Origin of the sequence: Brevibacillus soli (assembly GCF_044759095.2) — a bacterium.
Classification (GTDB): domain Bacteria; phylum Bacillota; class Bacilli; order Brevibacillales; family Brevibacillaceae; genus JBIYSM02.
Window position 1 is genome coordinate 23,046 of the sequence record NZ_JBIYSM020000024.1, and the last position, 21,121, is coordinate 44,166.

General features: G+C 54.4%; 23 protein-coding genes and 2 pseudogenes. 7 read left to right on the forward strand and 18 right to left on the reverse strand.

The genetic code is table 11. The features are described from left to right. Positions 1–97: 97 nt before the first annotated feature. From ACE99V_RS11595 to cysK, 4 genes are all read right to left on the reverse strand, one after another. Positions 98–439: a hypothetical protein gene (locus tag ACE99V_RS11595; protein WP_400491250.1), complete on the reverse strand. Its 342-nt coding sequence runs from the start codon at positions 437–439 to the stop codon at positions 98–100. A 350-nt stretch (positions 440–789) separates the two neighbouring features. After that, positions 790–1,116, reverse strand: coding sequence for a YuzD family protein (locus tag ACE99V_RS11600; RefSeq protein ID WP_400491251.1), 327 nt, complete (start codon positions 1,114–1,116; stop codon positions 790–792). 15 nt (positions 1,117–1,131) lie between these two features. Then, positions 1,132–2,265, reverse strand: coding sequence for a bifunctional cystathionine gamma-lyase/homocysteine desulfhydrase (locus ACE99V_RS11605; protein WP_400491252.1), 1,134 nt, complete (start codon positions 2,263–2,265; stop codon positions 1,132–1,134). A gap of 1 nt (position 2,266) precedes the next feature. After that, positions 2,267–3,190, reverse strand: a complete 924-nt coding sequence (cysK, locus tag ACE99V_RS11610) for a cysteine synthase A (RefSeq protein ID WP_400491292.1) — start codon at positions 3,188–3,190, stop codon at positions 2,267–2,269. A gap of 193 nt (positions 3,191–3,383) precedes the next feature. On the opposite strand from cysK, the gene ACE99V_RS11615 reads away from it, so the two are divergent. Next, on the forward strand, positions 3,384–3,605 hold the full coding sequence (locus tag ACE99V_RS11615) for a NifU family protein (protein ID WP_122903184.1): 222 nt from the start codon (positions 3,384–3,386) through the stop codon (positions 3,603–3,605). A gap of 20 nt (positions 3,606–3,625) precedes the next feature. On the opposite strand, the gene ACE99V_RS11620 is transcribed toward ACE99V_RS11615, so the two are convergent. The 3 genes from ACE99V_RS11620 to ACE99V_RS11630 are packed head-to-tail and all read right to left on the reverse strand — an operon-like array spanning position 3,626 to position 6,580. Further along, entirely contained in the window at positions 3,626–4,570 is a 945-nt protein-coding gene (locus tag ACE99V_RS11620; protein WP_400491253.1) for an alpha/beta hydrolase, read from the reverse strand. Then, positions 4,567–5,538, reverse strand: coding sequence for a 2-hydroxyacid dehydrogenase (locus tag ACE99V_RS11625; protein WP_400491254.1), 972 nt, complete (start codon positions 5,536–5,538; stop codon positions 4,567–4,569). The genes ACE99V_RS11620 and ACE99V_RS11625 overlap by 4 nt, the downstream gene beginning before the upstream one ends. Beyond that, a complete protein-coding gene (locus ACE99V_RS11630) occupies positions 5,483–6,580 on the reverse strand; it encodes a hypothetical protein (protein WP_400491255.1) in 1,098 nt (365 codons plus the stop codon). The genes ACE99V_RS11625 and ACE99V_RS11630 overlap by 56 nt, the downstream gene beginning before the upstream one ends. 126 nt (positions 6,581–6,706) lie before the next feature. On the opposite strand from ACE99V_RS11630, the gene ACE99V_RS11635 reads away from it, so the two are divergent. Further along, complete coding sequence (locus ACE99V_RS11635) at positions 6,707–7,225, forward strand: phosphatidylglycerophosphatase A family protein (protein WP_400491256.1); 519 nt, start codon at positions 6,707–6,709, stop codon at positions 7,223–7,225. 4 nt (positions 7,226–7,229) lie between these two features. Here ACE99V_RS11635 and ACE99V_RS11640 read toward each other — a convergent pair whose 3' ends face one another. From ACE99V_RS11640 to ACE99V_RS11655, 4 genes are all read right to left on the reverse strand, one after another. Continuing rightward, complete coding sequence (locus ACE99V_RS11640; protein ID WP_400491257.1) at positions 7,230–8,012, reverse strand: TIGR01457 family HAD-type hydrolase; 783 nt, start codon at positions 8,010–8,012, stop codon at positions 7,230–7,232. A gap of 270 nt (positions 8,013–8,282) precedes the next feature. Further along, positions 8,283–8,912, reverse strand: coding sequence for a helix-turn-helix transcriptional regulator (locus tag ACE99V_RS11645; protein WP_400491258.1), 630 nt, complete (start codon positions 8,910–8,912; stop codon positions 8,283–8,285). A 91-nt stretch (positions 8,913–9,003) separates the two neighbouring features. Next, on the reverse strand, positions 9,004–9,438 hold the full coding sequence (gene hepT, locus ACE99V_RS11650; protein ID WP_400491259.1) for a type VII toxin-antitoxin system HepT family RNase toxin: 435 nt from the start codon (positions 9,436–9,438) through the stop codon (positions 9,004–9,006). A gap of 17 nt (positions 9,439–9,455) precedes the next feature. Then, a complete protein-coding gene (locus ACE99V_RS11655; protein WP_400491260.1) occupies positions 9,456–9,566 on the reverse strand; it encodes an amino acid ABC transporter permease in 111 nt (36 codons plus the stop codon). A gap of 127 nt (positions 9,567–9,693) precedes the next feature. On the opposite strand from ACE99V_RS11655, the gene glpX reads away from it, so the two are divergent. Next, entirely contained in the window at positions 9,694–10,668 is a 975-nt protein-coding gene (glpX, locus tag ACE99V_RS11660; RefSeq protein ID WP_400491261.1) for a class II fructose-bisphosphatase, read from the forward strand. Between the two features lie 14 nt (positions 10,669–10,682). Continuing rightward, on the forward strand, positions 10,683–10,952 hold the full coding sequence (locus tag ACE99V_RS11665) for a DUF3055 domain-containing protein (protein WP_400491262.1): 270 nt from the start codon (positions 10,683–10,685) through the stop codon (positions 10,950–10,952). Here ACE99V_RS11665 and ACE99V_RS20485 read toward each other — a convergent pair. From ACE99V_RS20485 to ACE99V_RS11685, 3 genes and pseudogenes are all read right to left on the reverse strand, one after another. Then, positions 10,846–12,180: a HAMP domain-containing sensor histidine kinase gene (locus ACE99V_RS20485; RefSeq protein ID WP_491624842.1), complete on the reverse strand. Its 1,335-nt coding sequence runs from the start codon at positions 12,178–12,180 to the stop codon at positions 10,846–10,848. The two genes, ACE99V_RS11665 and ACE99V_RS20485, sit on opposite strands and share 107 nt — an antisense overlap. Before the next feature lies 1 nt (position 12,181). Continuing rightward, positions 12,182–12,514, reverse strand: a pseudogene (locus tag ACE99V_RS11680) (winged helix-turn-helix domain-containing protein). Next, a pseudogene (locus ACE99V_RS11685) lies at positions 12,514–12,745 on the reverse strand (response regulator); the annotation flags it as partial. The pseudogenes ACE99V_RS11685 and ACE99V_RS11680, both read right to left, overlap by 1 nt. 457 nt (positions 12,746–13,202) lie before the next feature. On the opposite strand from ACE99V_RS11685, the gene ACE99V_RS11690 reads away from it, so the two are divergent. Beyond that, positions 13,203–13,469, forward strand: a complete 267-nt coding sequence (locus ACE99V_RS11690) for a hypothetical protein (RefSeq protein WP_400491263.1) — start codon at positions 13,203–13,205, stop codon at positions 13,467–13,469. Positions 13,470–13,596: 127 nt separating this feature from the next. On the opposite strand, the gene ACE99V_RS11695 is transcribed toward ACE99V_RS11690, so the two are convergent. Continuing rightward, positions 13,597–14,223 (reverse strand): YutD family protein, encoded by a 627-nt coding sequence (locus ACE99V_RS11695; protein ID WP_400491264.1) that lies wholly within the window; start codon positions 14,221–14,223, stop codon positions 13,597–13,599. A 124-nt stretch (positions 14,224–14,347) separates the two neighbouring features. On the opposite strand from ACE99V_RS11695, the gene ACE99V_RS11700 reads away from it, so the two are divergent. Next, complete coding sequence (locus tag ACE99V_RS11700) at positions 14,348–15,196, forward strand: YhcN/YlaJ family sporulation lipoprotein (RefSeq protein ID WP_400491265.1); 849 nt, start codon at positions 14,348–14,350, stop codon at positions 15,194–15,196. Between the two features lie 47 nt (positions 15,197–15,243). Here ACE99V_RS11700 and lipA read toward each other — a convergent pair whose 3' ends face one another. Beyond that, positions 15,244–16,128, reverse strand: a complete 885-nt coding sequence (gene lipA, locus ACE99V_RS11705) for a lipoyl synthase (RefSeq protein ID WP_400491266.1) — start codon at positions 16,126–16,128, stop codon at positions 15,244–15,246. A gap of 212 nt (positions 16,129–16,340) precedes the next feature. On the opposite strand from lipA, the gene ACE99V_RS11710 reads away from it, so the two are divergent. Then, entirely contained in the window at positions 16,341–17,540 is a 1,200-nt protein-coding gene (locus tag ACE99V_RS11710) for an ornithine cyclodeaminase, nickel-pincer nucleotide-dependent (RefSeq protein WP_400491267.1), read from the forward strand. A gap of 166 nt (positions 17,541–17,706) precedes the next feature. Here ACE99V_RS11710 and ACE99V_RS11715 read toward each other — a convergent pair whose 3' ends face one another. Together ACE99V_RS11715 and ACE99V_RS11720 are read right to left on the reverse strand one after the other, a co-directional pair. Further along, entirely contained in the window at positions 17,707–19,902 is a 2,196-nt protein-coding gene (locus tag ACE99V_RS11715) for an ATP-binding protein (RefSeq protein WP_400491268.1), read from the reverse strand. Beyond that, complete coding sequence (locus ACE99V_RS11720) at positions 19,899–21,023, reverse strand: metallophosphoesterase family protein (RefSeq protein ID WP_400491270.1); 1,125 nt, start codon at positions 21,021–21,023, stop codon at positions 19,899–19,901. Before ACE99V_RS11720 ends, ACE99V_RS11715 begins: the two co-directional genes overlap by 4 nt. Positions 21,024–21,121 lie beyond the last annotated feature (98 nt).

Below are 21,121 nucleotides of genomic sequence, written 5' to 3' on the forward strand. Positions count from 1 at the left end.
GCCAATACAGTGACGTGTCGTTGCCAACGATATATACAATCGGCAAACAGACGGAACGGCGTTGATGCAGGGGCTCAGAAAATGGGACACTGGTTTGCTACCGTTTTTGGACGCGAATTGCTGAAATTTTCCGAACTTCATACGCCCCTTCGACAATGCCTTCGTGAATGACCCGCAGCTTCAATAAACTGGAGATTTTTCCCGAGTCTGCTTTGGACATCAGTCTCCACAGTGCGGGATCCGGGAGGGCATTGAACAGTCGGTCGTCATGATACTCCCGTCTCTCTTGAAAACTGACAGTCAGCTTGTACTCTCCTGCCTCCACACTCCCCGCTTCTGTCTGGACCTCCAGGATTTGCTTCTTGAGAATTTCCAATTCATCCTCTATCTCCTTTTGCATCAGCTTCAGCTCATAATAGCGGGCCAATTGCAGTTCCATGCATTACCGCTCCCCTCTTTCTTTCATGGTATGCATGTATATGAGGGCGGTTGGACAGGTAGAACTTGGGGGTGTTTTATTTCCTCCGCTAGGCAGAGTTTCAATAGTCGCACAATAGTCGCTCCGCCTGGAAACACCTTCTCCTCTCTCCTGTAGTGAATAAGAAAACCCAGCCGACTTAAGCGATCGCTGGTGTCGGCTGGGGCCCCGAACACTTCTCTAGTGGCTGAAAAAAAGAGCGATTTCTCGCTCTGAGACTGTCGAAAAAGGGATTGGTGTCTATTCGGGACCGATTTCTCCGCATTTTCTCAGAGGTGGCGCTCCTCTCACTTTTCACAGATGTTTGGTCATCACTCTGATTCACTCAACGGCACCACACCGATTTCTTCCAGCTTTGCGTAAATATCCTTCAGCCTGGGGTTTCCCTCTCCGACAATTTCCCCGGAAATTACGACAAGCGGATACCACAAATCTTCCTCAATGATCCTCTTTGCCCAGTTTTTGTCTTCTTCTGTCACCGGCTGTTGAAAGTCCGAATAGCTGATGCGGATACGATCGTTACCGTATTTGCGGGAGAGCGCAGCCTCCAGCCAGGCAGCTGTTTCCTTTGCCGACGGCAGATTGACGCAGCTGGCACACAGCTGTTCGGTGCCGTACACTTTTATTTCCACGCTCATCGTCCCTACCGTCCTTTATGCCAGGGCTTGTTCCAGGTCCTCAATAAGGTCTTGGACGTCCTCAATTCCAACAGAAATGCGGATAAGACCATCGGTAATGCCCAACTCCGCACGGCGTTCCGCCGGTATGGATGCATGCGTCATGCGGGCAGGTACACTGATGAGGCTTTCCACCGCTCCGAGAGATTCGGCCAAAGTAAAGTACTTCACCTTGGAGAGTACTTCGTCCGCACGCTCACCGCTTCCCACGTCGAACGAGATCATGCCGCCAAATCCGCGCGCCTGTTTTTGCATCAGTTCATGTCCCGGATGGTTCTCCAGACCCGGGTAAATGACTCTCTCAATGTCATTGCGCTCTGCCAGCCATTTGGCGAGAGTACGGGTATTGGCCTCGTGCTCTTCCATCCGCACACCCAGCGTTTTCATTCCGCGCAGCAAAAGCCAGGAGTCCTGCGGTCCGAGCACCCCGCCGATGGCGTTTTGCAGAAAATGCAGTTCCTCACCGAGCTTGGGTTCTTTTGCCACAACCAGACCGGCTACGACATCGCTGTGTCCGCCCAGGTATTTTGTAGCGCTGTGGTACACGATGTCTGCACCCAAATCCAGCGGGTTTTGCCAGTACGGTGTCATGAACGTGTTGTCGACGATCAGCAGCAGCCCTTTCGCTTTGGCGATCTCGGCCAATGCCGCGATGTCGCTGACATTTAACAGCGGGTTTGTCGGCGTCTCCATGATAATGGCCTTGGTCTCGGGGCGTACAGCCGCTTCTACGGCAGACAGGTTGGTTGTATCCACATAGGTGGCATCCAGTCCCAGACGGGAAAACACCCGTGTGATGACGCGATAGGTTCCGCCGTACACGTCGTCTCCTACGATCAGGTGATCTCCTTTGCTAAACATGGAAAGAACCGTGGACAGCGCAGCCATCCCGGAACCGAACGCGAGGCCGCGAGCCCCGCCCTCCACTTCCGCAATATACGCTTCCAGTGCGTGGCGGGTCGGGTTCCCCGTACGGGAGTACTCAAAGCCTTTATGCTTGCCGATCGCTTCCTGTCTGTAGGTGCTTACCTGATAAATCGGAACGGATACGGCGCCGGTATGGGGATCGCCGTCGATTCCTCCGTGAATCAAGCGTGTTTTTAACCGCATTTTATACTCCTCCTTGATAGATTTTCTTGCTCAGATATCGTTCACTGCCGTCCGGAAAAATGGTGACGATGTTGGTACCCGGTTTGGCCGCCTTCGCCTCGCGCAGAGCCGCAGCCATTGCTGCTCCCGAAGAGCTGCCGACGAGCAGCCCCTCTTTTGCGGCCAACTGCCTCACCAGGTCAAACGCTTCCGTGTCCATGATCGTGTGAATAGCGTCAAAGTACCCGGTATCCATAAACGGAGGGAGAAATTCCATTCCGATTCCTTCCGTTTTGTGCGGTCCCGGTTCGCCGCCGTTCAAAATGGAACCCTCCGGCTCGACGATGACGGTTTTTACGGACGGCTTTTGCTCCTTCAAATAGCGAGCAACCCCCATGAATGTACCGCCCGAGCCTGCCCCGGCAACGAATACGTCCACTTTCCCATCCATTTGCTCCCAAATTTCCGGTCCGGTCGTCTTGTAGTGTGCATCCGGATTGGCCGGGTTGGCGAACTGCTGGGGAACAAAGGAGCCGGGAATCGCTGCGGCCAGTTCCTGTGCCTTGGCGATGGCCCCCTTGATGCCCAGTTCGGTCGGGGTGTTGACCACTTCCGCTCCCAGCGCTCGCATCAATTCCTGCTTCTCCTCGGAAAATTTGGCCGGTACGCAAAAAATGACCTTGTATCCGGTGCCCACGGCGGCAAGCGCGACCCCGATCCCGGTATTCCCGGCCGTCGGCTCAATGATGGTTCCCCCGGGCTTCAGTTGACCGCTCTCTTCCGCGGCACGAATCAGTTCCATTCCCAGTCGGTCTTTGACGCTTCCGCCGGGGTTGAAAAACTCTAGTTTTGCAAACAGTCGAACGCCCTCCGGCAGATCAAACTGCGTAAGTTCAACGATTGGCGTGTTACCAATCAGTTCCTTCACATTGCGGTAAACCTTCACGGCAACTAACTCCTCATCAATGACATCGTTTTTCCTTTCTATTATACCATGACCCAATCTGGAAAAGTCCATCGGTTGGAGAGCCCGCAGGGTGTGCGGAAAGTGCGAAACCACATGCAAAGACATGGATTTCTTCCCCCTTGGAGATTATAATAGAGGGGAGGATGGAAAGGAGTGAATTTCAATGGACAACATGATGGATCAAGTTCAGGAAGTTCTAGATAAACTGCGTCCGTACCTGCAGCGCGACGGTGGCGACGTACAACTCGTCGACGTGGAGGACGGTATCGTTAAGCTTCGTCTGATGGGCGCCTGCGGCAGCTGCCCGTCATCGACCATCACCCTGAAAGCGGGGATTGAACGCGCGCTGTTGGAAGAAATTCCAGGCATTAAAGAAGTACAGCAGGTGTTTTGATAGCAGGCCAGGGAAACCCCCTATCTCTTTGCAAGAGGCAGGGGGTTTTTGCTTGCCCGCAGCGTCCTGCGGAAGAACGCAATCACTTTTTCGGCGTACTCATCCGGGTACTTGGCATAGCTGCGAACATGTCCGACGTCAGGAACGAGCCACAGCTCGGAACGATTCTCCCCGGCAAGAGCGTGCAGACGTTCGCTGTTTGAACAAGGCACGGTATCGTCTCCCGTCCCGTGAATCAATAAAATCGGCTTGTCCGTTTGGGTTACCGCCTGAAACGGTTTCACGTCGCGGGAATCAGCCCCGTACAAGAGCGGGCTAAGACGAAGGATCAGCCAATTGAACGGAAAACGCGGAAGCCCTGTCCACTGGGGAAGATTCTCCTCCAGGTACTCGCTCAGGGAGAAAAACGGCGAATCCGCGACAACAGCTTGGACACGCGCATCTTGCCCGGCAACCAGCAGCGAGGTGGCAGCTCCCATGGAGAATCCGATCAACCCGATTGCTTGCTGGGGAAAACGTTGCGCTATGTAATCGACAGCTCCGAGCAGATCGAGCTGCTCCCAATAGCCGATCGTCGTGAGTGAACCCCCCGATTCGCCGGCGTTGCGAAAATCAAACATCAGCACATCATAGCCTTCGGCCAGCATCCGGGCAGCCAGTGACAAGGCGGGCAGATGCGGCTCCTGTCGGTTCTGGCTGTAGCCGTGAGCAAAAATAAGCGTGCCGCCGTTGCTCTTTGCACCGTTGGCCCGAGCGGACATGTACCAGCCGCTGAGAGTCACGGCCGGATCGCGGCTGGGAAACGTTACCGCTTCCGTCGCTTGTATTCCAAATGTTTGCGGATCCATATCGACCGGCTTGCGAGGCGGATGCGTCAGCTTCCAGCTAACCCTCAACGCAATGGCAGTAATTCCTGCCAATACCAGCAGCAGCATGCCAACAGCCATCCAAATCATTGCGTTCATACCGGTGAGATAGGCTCCCTTCCCGTCAGCACGGCAACGATGTTGTCCGCAGCCAACCGCGCCATCTGTGTGCGCGCCTGATAGGTGGCACTGCCGATATGCGGCAGCGCGACCACATTGGGGAGCGACAGCAAAGGATGATCAACAGGAACCGGCTCCTGCTGGAAAACATCGAGCCCCGCCGCCCAGATTTGTTTGGTCACCAACGCCTGATACAGCGCCTCTTCGTTAACCGTTCCGCCGCGGGAGACGTTGATGAAAACAGAAGACGGCTTCATCAGCGAAAATTCCCGCGCTCCCATCAGTTCGCGGGTCTGTGGCGTCAACGGGGTCAGCAGCACAACGTAATCGGATTCCTGCAGCAGCTCATCCAGCCCGCAGTAGCGGGCACCGGTAACCCGTTCCGCTGCCATATTGCGCCGCCGATTGTGGTACAAAAGGGACATGTCGAAGCCCTTTGCCCTTTTGGCTACTGCCTCGCCGATCCGCCCCATGCCGATAATGCCCAGCTTGGCTCCGTGTACGCTTTGCCCTGCCATCAGGTACGGACTCCATGTTTTCCATTCGCCGGCATGCAGAAAACGGTTTGCTTCCACCAATCGGCGACCTGCTGCCAGCAGCAGGGCAAAAGCCAGATCAGCGGTCGCTTCCGTCAGCACGTCAGGCGTATTGGTCACGACGATTCCCCTCTTTTTCGCCGCAGCGACGTCGATATTGTCATAGCCGACGGCCATGTTGGCCACGATCTGCAGACGCTCTGCCCGCTTCAGCAAATCCTCGTCGATTCGATCGGTCAGCATGGCAAACAGGGCATCGGCTTTTTCCACCTTCTTAAGCAGGACGTCCCGCGGAACCGGTCCGTCTCCTTCCCACACTTCCACTTGGGCGATCTCCTGCAGCCGCTCCACAATCTCAGCAGCTACTTTCCTCGTCAGATACACACACCATTTTGCATCCTGTTTCGTCATCATCTGGCCTCCACAACCAATCAATGAGCGGAATGGACACCCCGTACCGTTTGCACACGGTCAGCGGAAAGCTGCGAAGTGCCTGTTCCATGTGAGCCAGCTCGTCTTCCAGCGTCCCTTGCCATGCCTCGGCGTTTACTTCTTCACGCTCCTCGGGAGACAAAGCGCGGTAGGCTTCCACATACTTCAGAAAGCGGCCGGGATACAGCATCAGCGCATACACCACGGCGTACTCGCTTTGCAATAGCGGGCAGACACTGTTGTAGCCGTCCAGAAATTGAATCACCGCGTCCTCCCGCCACCCGTTGCGGCGAACATCGGCTTTGATCCACTGGCCGATATCCCGCGCACGCATGTCGATGACCCAATTCCATTCGCCGGCGATGTAACGAGCACAATCTTCATTAAATAGAATATACCCTTCGTCAAAATTTTGGTAGGCCACTTTTCCGCAATCGGCCGTTTGCTTCACCACATCTTGATAGCCGACGTCATGCAAATACTGGACAGCCGTGTCCCCCAGGTGATGCACATACGTATAGGTTGTCAGCAAATACTCGTCGAATGGGGTAATTTCACCGTCGTAGATCCCCAGATCGTCCTGATAGGCGCTGTACTGCCGCAGCTTTTTCCGCCACATGGAGGGCCATGATCCCAACGAGCTGTACGGGAAAAACAGCCGATCCCCGGAAAACGAAGCAGTCGCCTGATGAAAAAGAGCGAGCGCCTGTCCGTTTGCATACACCGGCTCGATGGGAACCGACTCGCGAATCCCCCGGTACAGATAGTAGATTTCCTCTTCGTGCACAACGTAATACTGCCCCTTCAACGTTGGCGCCAAGGAGAGCATGGCGATCTCTTTCTGCCCTTTCAGGTGTTTTTTTACCTTCTCGATAAACTTGCTTTTGTACTTGTATCCGGCCGGGGCGGTGTACAGATAAAATACACCCTGATCCGTGCACAGGACGGTGTGCCCCCCCTCGACTTTGCAATCAAGGATCCGAAAACCGTATTCACTTTGGATTAAGGCTCTTTCCTGCATGGTTCCATCCTCCCAACGCACTTTCCTCTTAGGGCATTTTATGATGGATGGGCGGGATAGGTGCCTATACCCCGGCAGATACTACCCACATGCATGTTTGCAGAGCGAACCGAGGAGGAGCTTGAGATGAGAGCCAGTCCCCTTAACAGCAACCAATGCTATGAACAGACACTTGAACTTCTGCAGCAGCGAGGTGTAGAGGTAGCGGATATCGCCGACATCGTCATGTTTTTGCAGAAAGACTACATTCCCGATTTGTCCTGGGAAACGTGCGTGGAGAGCGTACAGTCCGTGTTAAAAAAACGCGAGGTGCAAAACGCACTATTTACCGGCATTCAGTTGGACATCCTGGCGGAAGAAAAGAAACTGCTTACACCGCTGCAGGACATTATCGAGACGGATGAGCCGCTCTACGGCATTGACGAGGTGCTGGCGCTGGCCATCGTCAATCTGTACGGCAGCATCGGCTTTACCAACTACGGGTACGTGGACAAAATGAAATACGGCAAATTAAAGGACCTGAATGACAAAAGCTTTGGCGTTCACACGTTTTTGGATGACCTGGTCGGGGCCATTGCCGCAGCCGCCTCCAGCAGGATCGCCCATCGGCACAAGCAAAAAGCGGAAGAACAGGAATGCATGTAGCCCGCTACTTCCCTGTCAATCGGCGGAGCCAATCCTGCAAATCTGCCGCGATGTAGGTTGGCCGGCAGGAATGATGCTCGGCGTCTTTCGCCGTTGAGTATCCGGTCAGCACCAGCAGACTGTCGAGACCGCTGTTGGCTCCCGCCTCAATGTCCGTAAACAAATTATCGCCTACAATCAGCGTGTCGTCCGCCGGCACCCCCAGGCTATCCAGCGCATAGCGGACAATCAACGGCTCCGGCTTCCCGATCACAGTCGGCTTTACGCCGGAAGCAACCGAGACGGCAGCAACCAGGGAACCGTTGCCGGGGAGCAGTCCCCGTTCACTGGGAAGCGCGGGATCGCAGTTGGTGGCGATAAACTCTGCACCGTTGCGGATGGCGCAAGCGGCAGTTGCCAGCTTTTCATAGGTGAAGGAGCGATCGATCCCTACCACGACGTAACGGGCTCCTTGTTCCGTCAGGATGAAGCCGTGCCGCTCCAGTTCCCGGCGAAGCCCGTCTTCTCCGATGACGTAGACAGGCGTCCCCGGCGGTGCCTTTTCAGCAAGAAAGCTGGCCGTAGCCATGCTGGAGGTGTATACTTCGCCGGGGCTGGTAGGCAGCCCCATGGCGGTCAATCGGTCCGCCACGTGTTCCGGCGAAGCCGATGAGTTGTTGGTCAGGTAGAGAAAGGGAATGCCTTGCTCCCGAAGGTAACCGATAAACGGTACCGCTTCGGCTATAACTTCGCTGCCGCGGTAAATCGTCCCGTCCAAATCGAGCAGATAGCCCTTGTACTGTTTCATTCTGTCCTCCTTTTACCCACACGGCAAAATAACCCACCCGGCAGTAGCTAGCGCTGCGCCGGGCGGGGCCCCAAACCCTTTCCAAGTGGCTGTATTGGATGTCCATTTTTATAAATTCTTATATGCCCTAAAAAACCCAGCCGACTTTAGCCAACGCTGGTGTCGGCTGGGGCCCCGAACACTTTCCAAGCAGCTGCATCAAATGCCTGATTTTTAACCTTTTCGATAGGCTAAAGCAAAATCCACTCGCCCTGGAGTGGATCTGGTCTCTTACTTTGCTTCTTTGATTTGAAAAATACACTTGTCGCCGCCTTTGGCCATGCAGGACGTCTGCTCCACATCGGCCTTCAGCACGCGGCGGAACAAGGAAAGTTCACAGCTGCACGCCTGGTTGAATTCCCGCGCCACCTGGGAAATCGGGCAGTTGTACTCTTTGAGGTAATACTGACCGGACTCCTGATCTTTTTCCCATTCAACCATGTATCCCTTTTCATTTTGCAGCTCCGCCAGTTTGGCTACGCGGTGCTCCAAATCGCCTTGCACCTGACCGCGGTACGCTTCCTCCAACCGGTTCTCCCGGCGCCGGAACAGCATCTCCACTTTGCCCAATCCGTCCATCTCTTTTAGATCGCGCAGAAAATCAAGCGTAAGATGGGAATAATTGCGGGGAAACAGTTCGTCTGCTTCCTGCGAAAGAGAGTAGACGTTGGTTGGGCGCCCCATTGCCTGGCGCACAAGCGTCGATTGGATCAGGTTGTCCCGCTCCAGTGTGTTCAGATGGCGGCGCACAGCCATTTCAGTAATCCCCAGCTCAACTGCCATGTCGCTGACCGACAGAGATCCTTTTACCTTGAGCATATGCAGGATCTGGTCACGGGTGGAAGTTCCTTCATTGGTCATGGATATCACCGCCCTTCTTCCTTCTATTTTAGCGGATAAAAACACTTTAGTAAACAAAAGAAAGCAGTTTGTTTAAAAAAGGGCTTCGCAGTTAAAACAGTTCCTTCTTCACAAACTCCCGCACAGCCGGATCAAACTGCCGGAGTGTCTCCCGCTGCTCGCGCACCAGCGCAATCATGCTGGCGATCGGCACGGCTGTATATTCGTTTACCAGATGCCTGCGGAATTCCACAACCTCTGTCAACCGCTTCGCCTGCTGGTCTGACAACACCCGCTCGTCACGCAAAATTTCCACAATATCGGCATAGCTGCCGGGGTCACGCATGATAAAGCCGTCAATCAAGGCGTTCCCGACGTCGATGACGGCCTCGATTGCAAGATGCAGGGCCCGCTCCATCGCCGCCACCGCCACCTCGTCCTGCGCAATGGCCTCATCGGTGCGTTCAGCCAGCTTGTCCAGCAGATCGAGCATCTTGCCCATATGTGAGAGCACTTCGTCAATTTTTTTTGTATTTACATCGTACATATACGCTTACGCCACCTTTATTTGTTTCGCTTTCTGGAAGCCCGTTTCGCATAAAAAATGGTAATGACAAAGGTCAACACCAACACAAGCAGAACCAGTTCTCCCTCTTGCAGGTAGGAATTGTTCATCAGGCTCACCTCACTTATCAACAGTATACCAAAATTGCCGAGGCTGTCACGAAAGACCTGCTCTTCCCTTTTCCTTGTGTTACAATGTGTAAGGAGTTTTTTCGTTTGGACCCAAGGAGGAATTGGTGTGGAAAGAGAACTGGCTTTGGAAGTGGTCCGCGTGACGGAGATGGCGGCGCTGGCTTCCTCCCATTGGCTGGGCCGCGGGAAGAAGAACGAAGCGGATGACGCTGCCACCACGGCGATGCGTGCCATGTTTGATACAATCGCCATGCGCGGAACGGTTGTGATCGGCGAAGGAGAACTGGACGAGGCTCCCATGCTCTACATTGGCGAAAAGCTGGGGAATCACGATGCGGAAGGTCCTGAGGTTGACGTGGCGGTGGATCCCCTGGAGGGTACGACCATTGTCGCCAAAGGACACAATAACGCCATGTCCGTAGTAGCCATTGGCGATCGCGGAACGCTGCTTCACGCTCCCGACATGTACATGATGAAGATGGCCGTTGGCAAACGGGCTGCGGGCAGGATCCATCTGAACGATCCGGTGGAAAAGATGATTGAAGTGGTCGCCGAAGCCAACAACAAGCGGATTCAGGACGTAACGGTGATCGTTCAGGAACGGGACCGTCACAACCACATCATTGACGCCATTCGGGAAAAAGGGGCACGGGTCAAGCTGTTTGGTGACGGAGACGTGGGAGCAGCCATTGCCGCTTGCCTTCCCCATACCGGTATTGACTTGTTCCTTGGGATTGGCGGAGCGCCGGAAGGGGTTATCAGCGCAGCCGCGATCAAATGCCTGGGCGGTGATATGCAGGCGCAGCTGAAACCGCAGAACGACGCTGAGCGGGAACGCTGCATCCGCATGGGATTGGCCGACCCGGAACAGCTATTAACGCTGAACGATCTCGTCCGCGGAGATGATGCGATTTTCGCCGCGACTGGAGTCTCCGACGGTGAACTGCTGCAGGGTGTACGCTATCTCGGTGACGATATGGTAGAGACGCACTCCATCGTCATGCGCGCGAAAACCAAGACCATTCGTTTCATACGCGCGCTGCATAATCTGGAGCATAAACCCAATCTTGTATGGAAGTAGAGGGAAGACACACCATGTCCAATGAACTGTTTTTCTTGTACGACGAAACGGAACAAACCACTACCCGCTTCGTCAGCTTCATGGGGGAAGCAACCCGCTTTGACCTGGCGATCACGAACACGAACCGGTTTTACGGCAAAAAGCTGGTGATCAACATCCAGAACGGGCGCTCCGCCATCATCGGCGACGACGACTTGAAGGAAGAAGGCTATCTGGAGTACGCTTTTCAGCTGAACGAACAGGAAGCGGAAGAACTGAAATCGTTTTTACAGACGGTGATCTGAAACGGGGGCCAAACGCTCCCGTTTTTATTTGTCGAACGGGAGACGGATGCGAAACACGGCGCCGGAATGAGGGCGGTTCCAAGCAACAATCGTTCCTCCGCAGCGTTCGATAATCGCGCGGGAGATTGCCAATCCCAGACCGGTTTCCCCATCCTTGCCTTTCATGAAGCGGTTTAACATTGTCCGGGTCGAGCCGGACAGATGGGATGCTGCCGTCTTGAACCAGCTTTACCTCAATATGGCGCTTTGCGGCAAGCGGATTGACTCTTTCCATCGCTTGTTTTGCAAGCTGCTCCAGACACACCTCTACGGGATGAAAAATACCTTCCTCGCTTTCCAGCTTGGCTAGCAAGATCATCTCCGTGACAAGGTTTTTTAGTCGTACGGACTCCTGCACGATCACATCCAATCCTTTCCGAGCCGCATCTCCGGAAAATACTCCGTCCCTGATTCCTTCCGCATATCCCTGGATGGACATTAACGGTGTCTTCAATTCGTGGGAAGCGTTTTGAAAAAACTGCTTCTGGATAGCGTGAAATCGGCCCAATTCGTTCGCCATTTCATAGACGCTTTTGGCAACATCCCCAATCTCGCCCCTTGCCTTGATATGCTCCACATCGGTAAATTTGCGCATCTGAATTTTTTTCAGCTCTGCCTGCAGTTTCACCAACGGTTTTACCAAACTCCGGGTGATCAAATAACTGATTGCAATGACGCCTGCTGTTCCGATGGCAAGGATCACCACGATTTTTCCCGTCAACTCGATGCGGACATCCTTTAGCCCTCGAATCGGTGTGGCCAACAACAGCTTTGGATTTCCGTCCCCTTGAAGGCGAACCGTGACTACGATATATTCGCTATCACCCACATTCCAGATATCCTTGTTCTTTCGTTTGGACTCTTTTCGTTCAATTCCTTCCACCCATTCGGCAAGAGTCTCTGCAGGAAACGTGGAAAACAACACTCTTTTCTTTTTTCCGGCGATCAACACTTCCACTTTTTTGCTGGAGATCAACAGTCGATTCAGCTTGTCAAAATCCGGCAGCTCAAGGGTATCCTTTCTTTCGTTCAGCTGCTGTGCCCAAAGCTCGCCTTTTAACAAGAGCTCTTTCCTTTGCTGCTCAATCAGGTTGTCCAGCAAAAGCGAGTGAATCAACAATGCGGCAGCACCCGTAACGATCACCAACAACAATCCAAATGAAAGTGTCATCCGATGAAGCAATTTCATATTATTCCTTCTCTCCGCTGCACCTCAGACGGTACCCGTATCCCCAGACCGTTTCCAATGGGATCCCGCTCATTTTTTTGCGTATCCTTCTGACCAAATCGTCGACTGCCCGATCACTGCCGTAGAAATCATGGCCCTAGACTGAGTTCAGCAGCTCCTCTCTGGAAAATGCGCGATTGGGGTGATCAACCAGAAAACGAAGCAATTCGAATTCTTTTAGGGTGGTAACCACCTCGGTTCCCTGCCAAAGCGCCTGTCTCTTCTCCAGATTGAGCACAAGCTGATCGGAAGAGAGCAGAGTTTGCTCAGACGGGTCCAAGGAGCGGCTTTTCATTTGATCCCAGCGACGAAGCGCACGATTGACTCGAGCCACCAACTCTCTTGGACTGAATGGTTTTGTAAGATAGTCGTCACTTCCCAGCTCCAGGCCGAGAATTTTGTCAACCTCTTCATCACGCGCGGAAATCATGATGATCGGCGCCTCCGTTTCAGCCCGGAGACGTCTGCAGAACTCGTACCCGTTCATGGCCGGCAACATGATGTCCAGTACCCAGAGATCAGGTGGAGCTTGAAAGCCCCAATGAGGAGCTTTTTCCTTCTTCCATTATTGCAGTTCTGTTAGGATTTCGGCAATTTGCGCCATTTGCGCGAGAATTTCCTGCTTGAGGTCAACCATTTGCTGCAGGAGTTCTACTGCCTCCGACAACAGTGCTTGCGCCTCGTCTTCATTCCCGTTTTTGGTGCGGCTTCCTCGGCTCCCACGACTCCCACACCGCTGACAAGCAAACTGGCTGTAATCAGTGAAACAGAAATCATTTTTTTATGTAACCTTCACACTCCCTGCTTGGTTTGGTGTTGATACCTTTATGCTAAAACCAAAATGCCGCAAAAATGTGGTACAAGTTGCGAAAAAGTGTAGAAAACGCCCATTTCCGGCCGGACAACTCTCCTCCTGGGTATTTGTCTCGTATACTGCTACTGCAAGACAGACATAAGCGTAGAGAGGAGTGCGATTCGCGAGTATGCAGCCTTATCAACACGATCACTACCAACCATTCCCGGAAGAGCAAGCCCAACCTGTGCTGTTTCCATTTGGACGCCGGAGAAGAAGACGCTTTGTTCCGATTCCCATCCCGATCCCTTTCCCAACGTATGAATACTTCTATCCATACCCACCTTATCCGTACTATTCACCTTATCCGTACTATCCGCCGTATTCGCCGTATTACGGATATCAGCACGTACAGGGATCTGCCTACGACGATGGAACGTATGAACAGGAAGATTAAGAAAACCCATCCGGGCTTTCTTCGCCGGGCGGGCCCCCGAACACTTTTCTAGCAAATTCTTATACACTAAAAATAGCGCCCCCTGACGGACGATTGGCCATGTCCGCCGGTGAGGCGCTTTTTGCGCTTAATCCGGTTTATTTTGCGGGGGGACATTGCTTACCGATACCTTGTCCCGATTGGAGCGAAGCGAATTGCCCCGCCGGTCTTTTCCTCCCCGGTCCGCTCGCCAGTTCTTGTCTGTTTTGCCTTGTTCAGCTAGGCCTGTTTTGCCGGCCCGTTCGTGACGATTTTGACGGTCGCCCTGACTGCTGCCTTGCTTTTCAGGACGATCCTGGCGGTTGGGACGTTGATGAAAGCGTCTGCGTTCCTTCCGATCGAGATAAGGTATTGCCTGTTCGGCACGGCTGGACGCCTGGAGGTCCAACGTAATGGAAGACTCTTCATAATCGGCGGGGGATTCTCCCGGTACCGTCTGCGCCGCCTTTACTTTCTTCAGCACAAAGTACGGACATCCGAAGTTGCAGTATTCCTGCAGGTACTCATCGAGGGTGGCAATTCTTTGCTCAAACGGCACCTTTCGGTTGGCGTTGTCGTAAAATCCTCGCAAACGAAGCTGGCCGTATCCCCAATCCCCCACGATGTAATCGTATTTATCCAATATGTCGCTGTAGCGCTCTTTAAATGCTTCCGGGTTCCATCCGTCTCGGTTTTCTTCTATGACCTCATAGGTACCAGCTGGTGTGCGGATCAAGCACGTTTCCTCCTTCATGCTTGCATACTATGTCCATCTTACCACATTTTTTGCTGTTAGACATAAAATTCCCACGAAAACGGTACACCCCGCGAGGGCAATCTACTTACAGGGGGTGTAACCATTGAAAAAAACCTGGCTTTACAGTACCGTTGCAGGTATCGCTTTGTTGGCGACAGCTTGTGCGAATAACGCCGCTCCTAACAACAACGTCCCGAACAGAACCAATGTGCAGAATTTCGCTGGTCCCCGAACCATGACCAATAATATGGCAGGCGCTCCAGACGGCATGTTCAATGGCACCATGCGCAACTACAACGCGTTTAACGGTGCCAATATCCGCACTGCCGATCAGACGGGCATTCGCGGAACCGGAAACGCATCCATTTACCGTGACAATGGCCGAGCGGGAATCATGCAAAACGGCATGTCGCAGATGGGTTACGTCAGAGTGAACCGAAGCTTCCTGACCAACAATGCCAATCCGCTCAACAACGTTTTTGTTGACCGCGATGCACTGGCACGGGTAGTTGGCAATGTAACAGCGAGCTGCCCGGGAGTAGATGCGTCCACTGTTCTCGTGACGGACGAGGAATGCTTTGTCGGACTGAATCTCGACAGAAATAACGCTCAGCCAGGTGGCCCGATCGGCGGCATGGGTACCCGACCCGGCGTTCCAACGAACATCCAGTCCGTGAAGGCACAGGCACGTATGAATGCGATGTCCGTCTGCCCTCGTTACTACAAGGTATACGTAACGGACAACCAGCAGATCATCGACGAAATGACCCGTATTGCCAGCCGCTCAACAAACATGGGCGCAAACCAACCGTTTGACGACCGCATGGTTGACATGCTCATCAGAAACATGGGCGATCTGCCGGACGGCCAAGACTTGACCACAAGAGGTTCGACGTTGACCACGGAAATGCATCGCTCCCATAAAGCCGGCATCAAAGGCACCAGCCGCTAAACCCTCATGACAAACCCCTATGCAGCCCATATGCATAGGGGTTTTCACTACGCCTGCGCGATGGCTTCTTTCGCAGCGCTGGCTTGTTCGTGAGCGTGATAGGAGCTGCGGACGAGCGGACCTGACTCCACGTGGCTGAAGCCGCGCTTCATCCCTTCTTCCTTCAGTTTGGCAAACTCGTCAGGGTGATAGTATTTTTCCACGTTCAGATGTTTTTTGGTCGGCTGCAGGTACTGGCCGATGGTCATGATATTGACGTCCACGGCCCGTAAGTCGTCCATCGTTTCCAAAATTTCTTCGAACGTCTCTCCCACGCCGATCATCAGGCTTGATTTGGTCGGAATGTCAGGCTGCAGTTCCTTTGCTTTTTGCAAAAGAGCCAACGTCCGGTCGTACTTGGCCCGAGCCCGTACCCGATCCGACAGACGGCGGACGGCTTCAATATTGTGATTGAGCACATCCGGACGTGCATCCATGACTACCTGAAGAGCGTCCCAGTTGCCCATGAAATCAGGGATCAGCACTTCCACGGTTGCCAGCGGCAGACGGCGTCGGATTGCCTTGATCGTTTCCGCAAAGATCTGAGCGCCGCCGTCAGCGAGATCGTCGCGGGCAACGGACGTAACCACGACGTGCTTCAGACCCATCTGTTCGGCTGCTTCCGCCACGCGTTCCGGTTCGGCCAGGTCCAGTTCCGTCGGGAGACCTGTTTTTACCGCGCAAAAACGACACGCGCGGGTACATATATCACCTAAAATCATAAAGGTAGCCGTACGGTTAGCCCAACACTCATGGATATTGGGGCATTTTGCTTCTTCACATACGGTGTGCAGGGTTTTGCTCCGCATGGTCTGCTTCAGTTCCTTGAAGTTGGCCAGCTCTTCACCTGAGACAAGATTGATCTTGAGCCACTCCGGTTTGCGTTGAATCATAGGGCTCACTCCTCATTACGACATGGTCACACCTATTATAGTGGAAGGCTTTTGCCAGGGGCAACATGTATGTCCGAGTCGGAGGCACTCTGTCTAGTATGGCCCTGTGAATAAACATCCATTTATCCGCATCCCCTTGGAAGCAATTTGGACAACCTATATACTAAGATCAAGCTACATATGAGAACATATGGAATTGGGAGGAAACAGACGTGGAGCGAGTCATTGAAGTGCGCGGCCACATCATCCGCGACAATATTTTGAAGAAAATCGACGCCTCCGTCGTTCAGTACAACGGTCGTTATCGCGTGCTGCAGCTGTCCGTCGGGGACCAGGTGGATGACGAATCGGTGGCGAAGATCGCCCTGGACCTGCCGGAGGAAAAAATCGACCTGATCCTGAACGAACTGATTAACATCGGCTGCACCATCCCCCGCGGGGAAGAGACGGTCACGGTAAAACCGGCGGAAAAGGACAAAACCGTTCCTGACGATTTCTACTCCACGACCAACCACGCCACGGAAGTGTTTCTCAACGGCAAGTGGGTGCGGGCCAAATACCAGCGGATGGACGCCTGTCTGGTAATTAAGGGAGACGAAGTCCACTGCGTGAAGCTGCGCGACATCAAAAAAGGCGACCAGGTGGTTTGCGGCAGCAACGGCGTGCGTCTCGTACTTCCGCAGGTTGAGGAAACCGGATCGGAGTTCTCCTTTATGAACAATGAAGTAAGCTCTGAACGACGAGTGGAGGTAATCGTCAAGAAGCTGGCGGATGAAATGCGCCAGATTCGTGACCGAAATGGCAAAATCGTGTTTGTGGCGGGACCGGTTGTGATTCACACCGGCGGGCAGGATGCCTTCATGAGCCTGATCCGCAAAGGATATGTGAACGCGCTTCTGTCCGGTAACGCGCTGGCTGTTCACGACATCGAGCGCGCCCTGTTCGGCACTTCGCTGGGCGTAAACCTGGATACAGGGTCTGTCGTGCGCGGGGGCCACAAAAACCACATGCGGGCGATCAACGCCATTAACCGTTCCGGTTCCATCACGGAAGCGGTTAACGACGGCACGCTGAAGAGCGGCATCATGTATGAGTGCGTAAAAAACAACGTGCCGTTCGTGCTCGCCGGATCGATTCGCGACGACGGCCCGCTGCCGGATACGCTGATGGATTTGATCGAAGCGCAAGCGCAATACGCCGAGCAGGTCGCCGACGCAGATATGGTGATCATGCTTTCCACGATGCTGCATGCGATCGGTACCGGCAACATGATGCCAAGCTGGATCAAAACCGTCTGCGTCGACATCAATCCCGCCGTCGTCACCAAGCTGATGGATCGCGGCTCTGCCCAAACGGTAGGGGTCGTCACGGATGTCGGCTTGTTCCTCACCATGCTGGAAAAAGAGCTGTAGGCCGCCACTACGAAGTTTCCCAGGGGTGGCGCTGCTTGATCCCCGCGCCCACGTCCCTACGCTAGCAGGTCGTCACAGCTCGCGGGTAGCTGGAGGAATCGGTCCCTCTACAAACCATTGGTTTCTCAACAAACGGAGACCGGCCGAGGCCGGTCTCTTTCTTTGGTTACAGCCTGTGAATCCCATGCCGTTCAGATTGCATCAGGTATGGTTCCAAATAGGCCAACTCCCGCTGCTGGCAGGAAAACAAAAACACCTGATGTTCCTTGCTCAGCTCGAGCAGGTAATCCAATGTCCGTTCCAGCCGTTCTTCATCGTAATGAACAAAATGATCGTCCAAAAACAGCGGCAGCGGTTCGGTCTGTCCGCTTACATGACGCAGAAGGGCGATGCGCTGGGCAAAGTAAAGCTGATCCTGCGTGCCGGTCGAACATTGATCGTGCTCCACTACCAGCTGCCCGACAGGTTCCAGCACTCTGACCGAAAACTGCCGCCGGGGATCCAGCCGGACATCCCGGTATACTCCTTTTGTTATCTGCGACATCACCTCGGAAGCCAATCGGTTGACAGCAGGGGAAATATCCCGGTTCCACTCGGTCATTGCCTCCTGGAGCGTATCCCTCGCCAGTACAAGAGCTTCCCGCCTTCGCTGCAAATGCTGCAAGGCTGATACAGCGTCATCGTATTCGCCTCTCGCTTTGGCGACAAAAGCATGGTCATGCTTCCCGATTTCTCCTGTCGCCCGGGCGATCTGTTCCCGGCACGACTGAATCCGGTCTGCCGCTTCCCGCTGTCGCTCGGTCAAGTCCATCCGCTGCTCGTCAAGTTGTTCTTTCTCCTGCTTCAGAAGCCGGCGCACCTCCTCTCCCCAGCGGGCAATGATCTGTTCCCGTTCCTCCTGCCGGCGCATTTGTGCCGTCCATTTCCGTTCAGTAGCCCTGTGTCCGCTCTTGATCAGCTCTTCACGGATCGCAAGAAAACCTTCCCAGTCAGAAACGCCCCACTCGGCAAGAATCGATTGCATCTCGCTATTCAGCCGCGCGTCCTCCTCCTCCAGACTACGCATCCGGTCGTCCCGTGAAGCAGAGGGGGCGATCCCGCTCTCCCGTTGCCGCTGAAGAAACCATAATATCCCGAGCGAAACGGCAGCAATTCCGCCTGCCGCTAATCCAACCATTTCTCTGTCGGCGGCGATCAAAACCGCTGCCGCAACCGTCAGCAAGACGGCGGCAGCCACGCCGATACGGCCCTTTTTTGTCCGCTTGCCCGATTCACTGCTGGCCTTTACCTGTCCCCGTCTCTGTCTTTGTGGCCCGGCAGCAGTTATATCGACAACCAACTGACGGAGCTGCTCCCGCTTGTTCTCCCGTTCTTTCAGCAGCTGCCATCCGCGCGAGTAGGCTTCCTCGAGCCGTTCCAGCCTTTCCTGCTGCGCCAGGTCAAGTTCCTCTCCGCACGCAGCATTCTCCTGTTCAGCCAACGCCCTCCGCGTAGTTTGATGGAGGTTCCGCTCCGCCTCGGAGGCTGATTGCTTTTCCCACGCTTTCAGTTGATCGGAATGCTTCAGCTGGTAGCTGTCTGTCCACTTTTGCTGCCACTTGCGCTCTGCATCGGCAAGCTGTTCAAGCCGGCGGGAATGTGCCGCCCACTCCTTTTGCCAACGAGCCTGCTCCGCCTCCCATTCGACGATCTGCCGCGTCAGCTGCTGTGCCGCTTGCCAGCCTCGTTCGGCCGCTTCCCACTCCTGTTTCTTCAAGGCAACGAGACCGGCTGCCTTGCCCAAGAGCGTGTTTTCCGCACGTTCTTTTTTGCCGATGGCAGTAATGTCCCGCTCCAGCCCGGCCAGCATCCGGTTTACCTCGGGGTCCGTCTCTTCCACCCGGGAAAGGGAAGGCAAGAGGTACTCGGCGGCGATCAGCGGCTCCCGCTTCACCCAGGTAATATCGGTAAACAGTGACCGATTCAAGCCGAGATGCAGCTCGAGAAAATTTCGTTCTCTTCGCCGGTCTTCCTGGTACAGGTGGGTCACATCTTCCCAGTCCGGATTCAGATAAAGCCGAGCCGACTCCCGCTCCTTCTCCAGGTGTCGGTGAAGTCGGTACGATTTTCCCGCCAACTGGTACTGCACGATGGTTTCATACGGTCCCTGATGCCACGGCATGTACTTTTCATATTCGGGCAGATAGCGGGCAGACCGTACGTAGTCCCGCTTCAACCCGTACAATGCGGCAAACAGCCCCTGCAGCAACGTTGATTTGCCTGCTTCATTGGGAGCGCTGATCAGATTGAGCCCTGGAGAAAATGGAAACACTGCATCCTGCCATTTGCCAAAACCCTTTAGCTGCACTTCCTCAATCTTCACCGCAAACTGCCTCCTATCCGCGCCAACGCTTCCCGGCGGGCGAGGCGCACGATTTCCCGAGCGGATTCATCCGCGGCGTCCGCTTCCGCTTCATCCAGCTTCGTCAGCCATCTGCTCCAAATGCTGGACTCTGCCATCAGCCTTTCCACATCCAGATCGGGCCAGCTTTTGTCGGTGAACTGGATGAAAAAAAACCGGGAAAACCGCTCGCAAAGCACATCGAGGGCAGGAACGAAATGGCTGGGCCGCTCGCCTGTCAAGGTAACGTAAAGCAGATTCCCGCTCTCCTCGTCAGCCAGTTCCCGCTCCACCAGATCGATCAGGCTTTCCATCGTTTCCACGCCCGAGACCGTTATCTCACGTCGGCTGATTTTCCTGGATTGCACCGGAATTGCCTCCAGGTGTACATTTCCGGCTTCATCTACCTGCCCGAACAGGACGCAGCGTTCCCCGTCCTCTTTGGAAGTCAGCCCTTCCGGCGATCCTGGGTATGCGGCAAACGGGGTCTTGCGTACCGGGTGGATGAACCGGATCGGTTTATGTATGTGGCCGAGTGCCGCGTAAGTGAGGTCGGCCGCTTCCAGATCAGCCAGCGGAATCGGGGCGTATGCCTGGTGTTCCCACTCTTCCCCCGCCATTACCGTAGCGTGCAGAACCATCAGATGATGCCGGTACCCGGCCAGCTTGCCGGGGAACTGCTTGAGCGGAGACTCGTGCACGTGCGGCTGCGGAAACCCCCAACCGTAGACGACACATGACTTTTCGGGAAACTCGTACACGCTCCATTCGGGCGAAAACCAGATCACATTGGGCGGCCATTCCATGGTTTGGTAAAAGGAATCGGACCTCCAGGGATCGTGGTTTCCCGGCGCAATGCATACGGGAATCGGATCGACGGAAGCAAATACATCCCGCAAAAACAGCGCTGTGGAGCGCCGCCCGCCGTGGTATTCCAAAAGGTCACCGGCAATGAGCCAGAAGTCGACCTGCCTATCCATCACGAGGTCGCGTACCTTTTGAATCGTCCGGCGAAAATCGTCCTGCCTGCGCTCGTACAGCCCGGAAAGCGACTGCAGCGGCGCGTCCAGGTGGACGTCCGCCATATGAATGAATGTCAGCATGAAAACCCCTCTTTCCCGACATGACAGACCGCTGTCTGCAATGATACACTTGATTGTATTGGATCGTCGTTCCTAAAGCGAACATACTTTCTCTTATG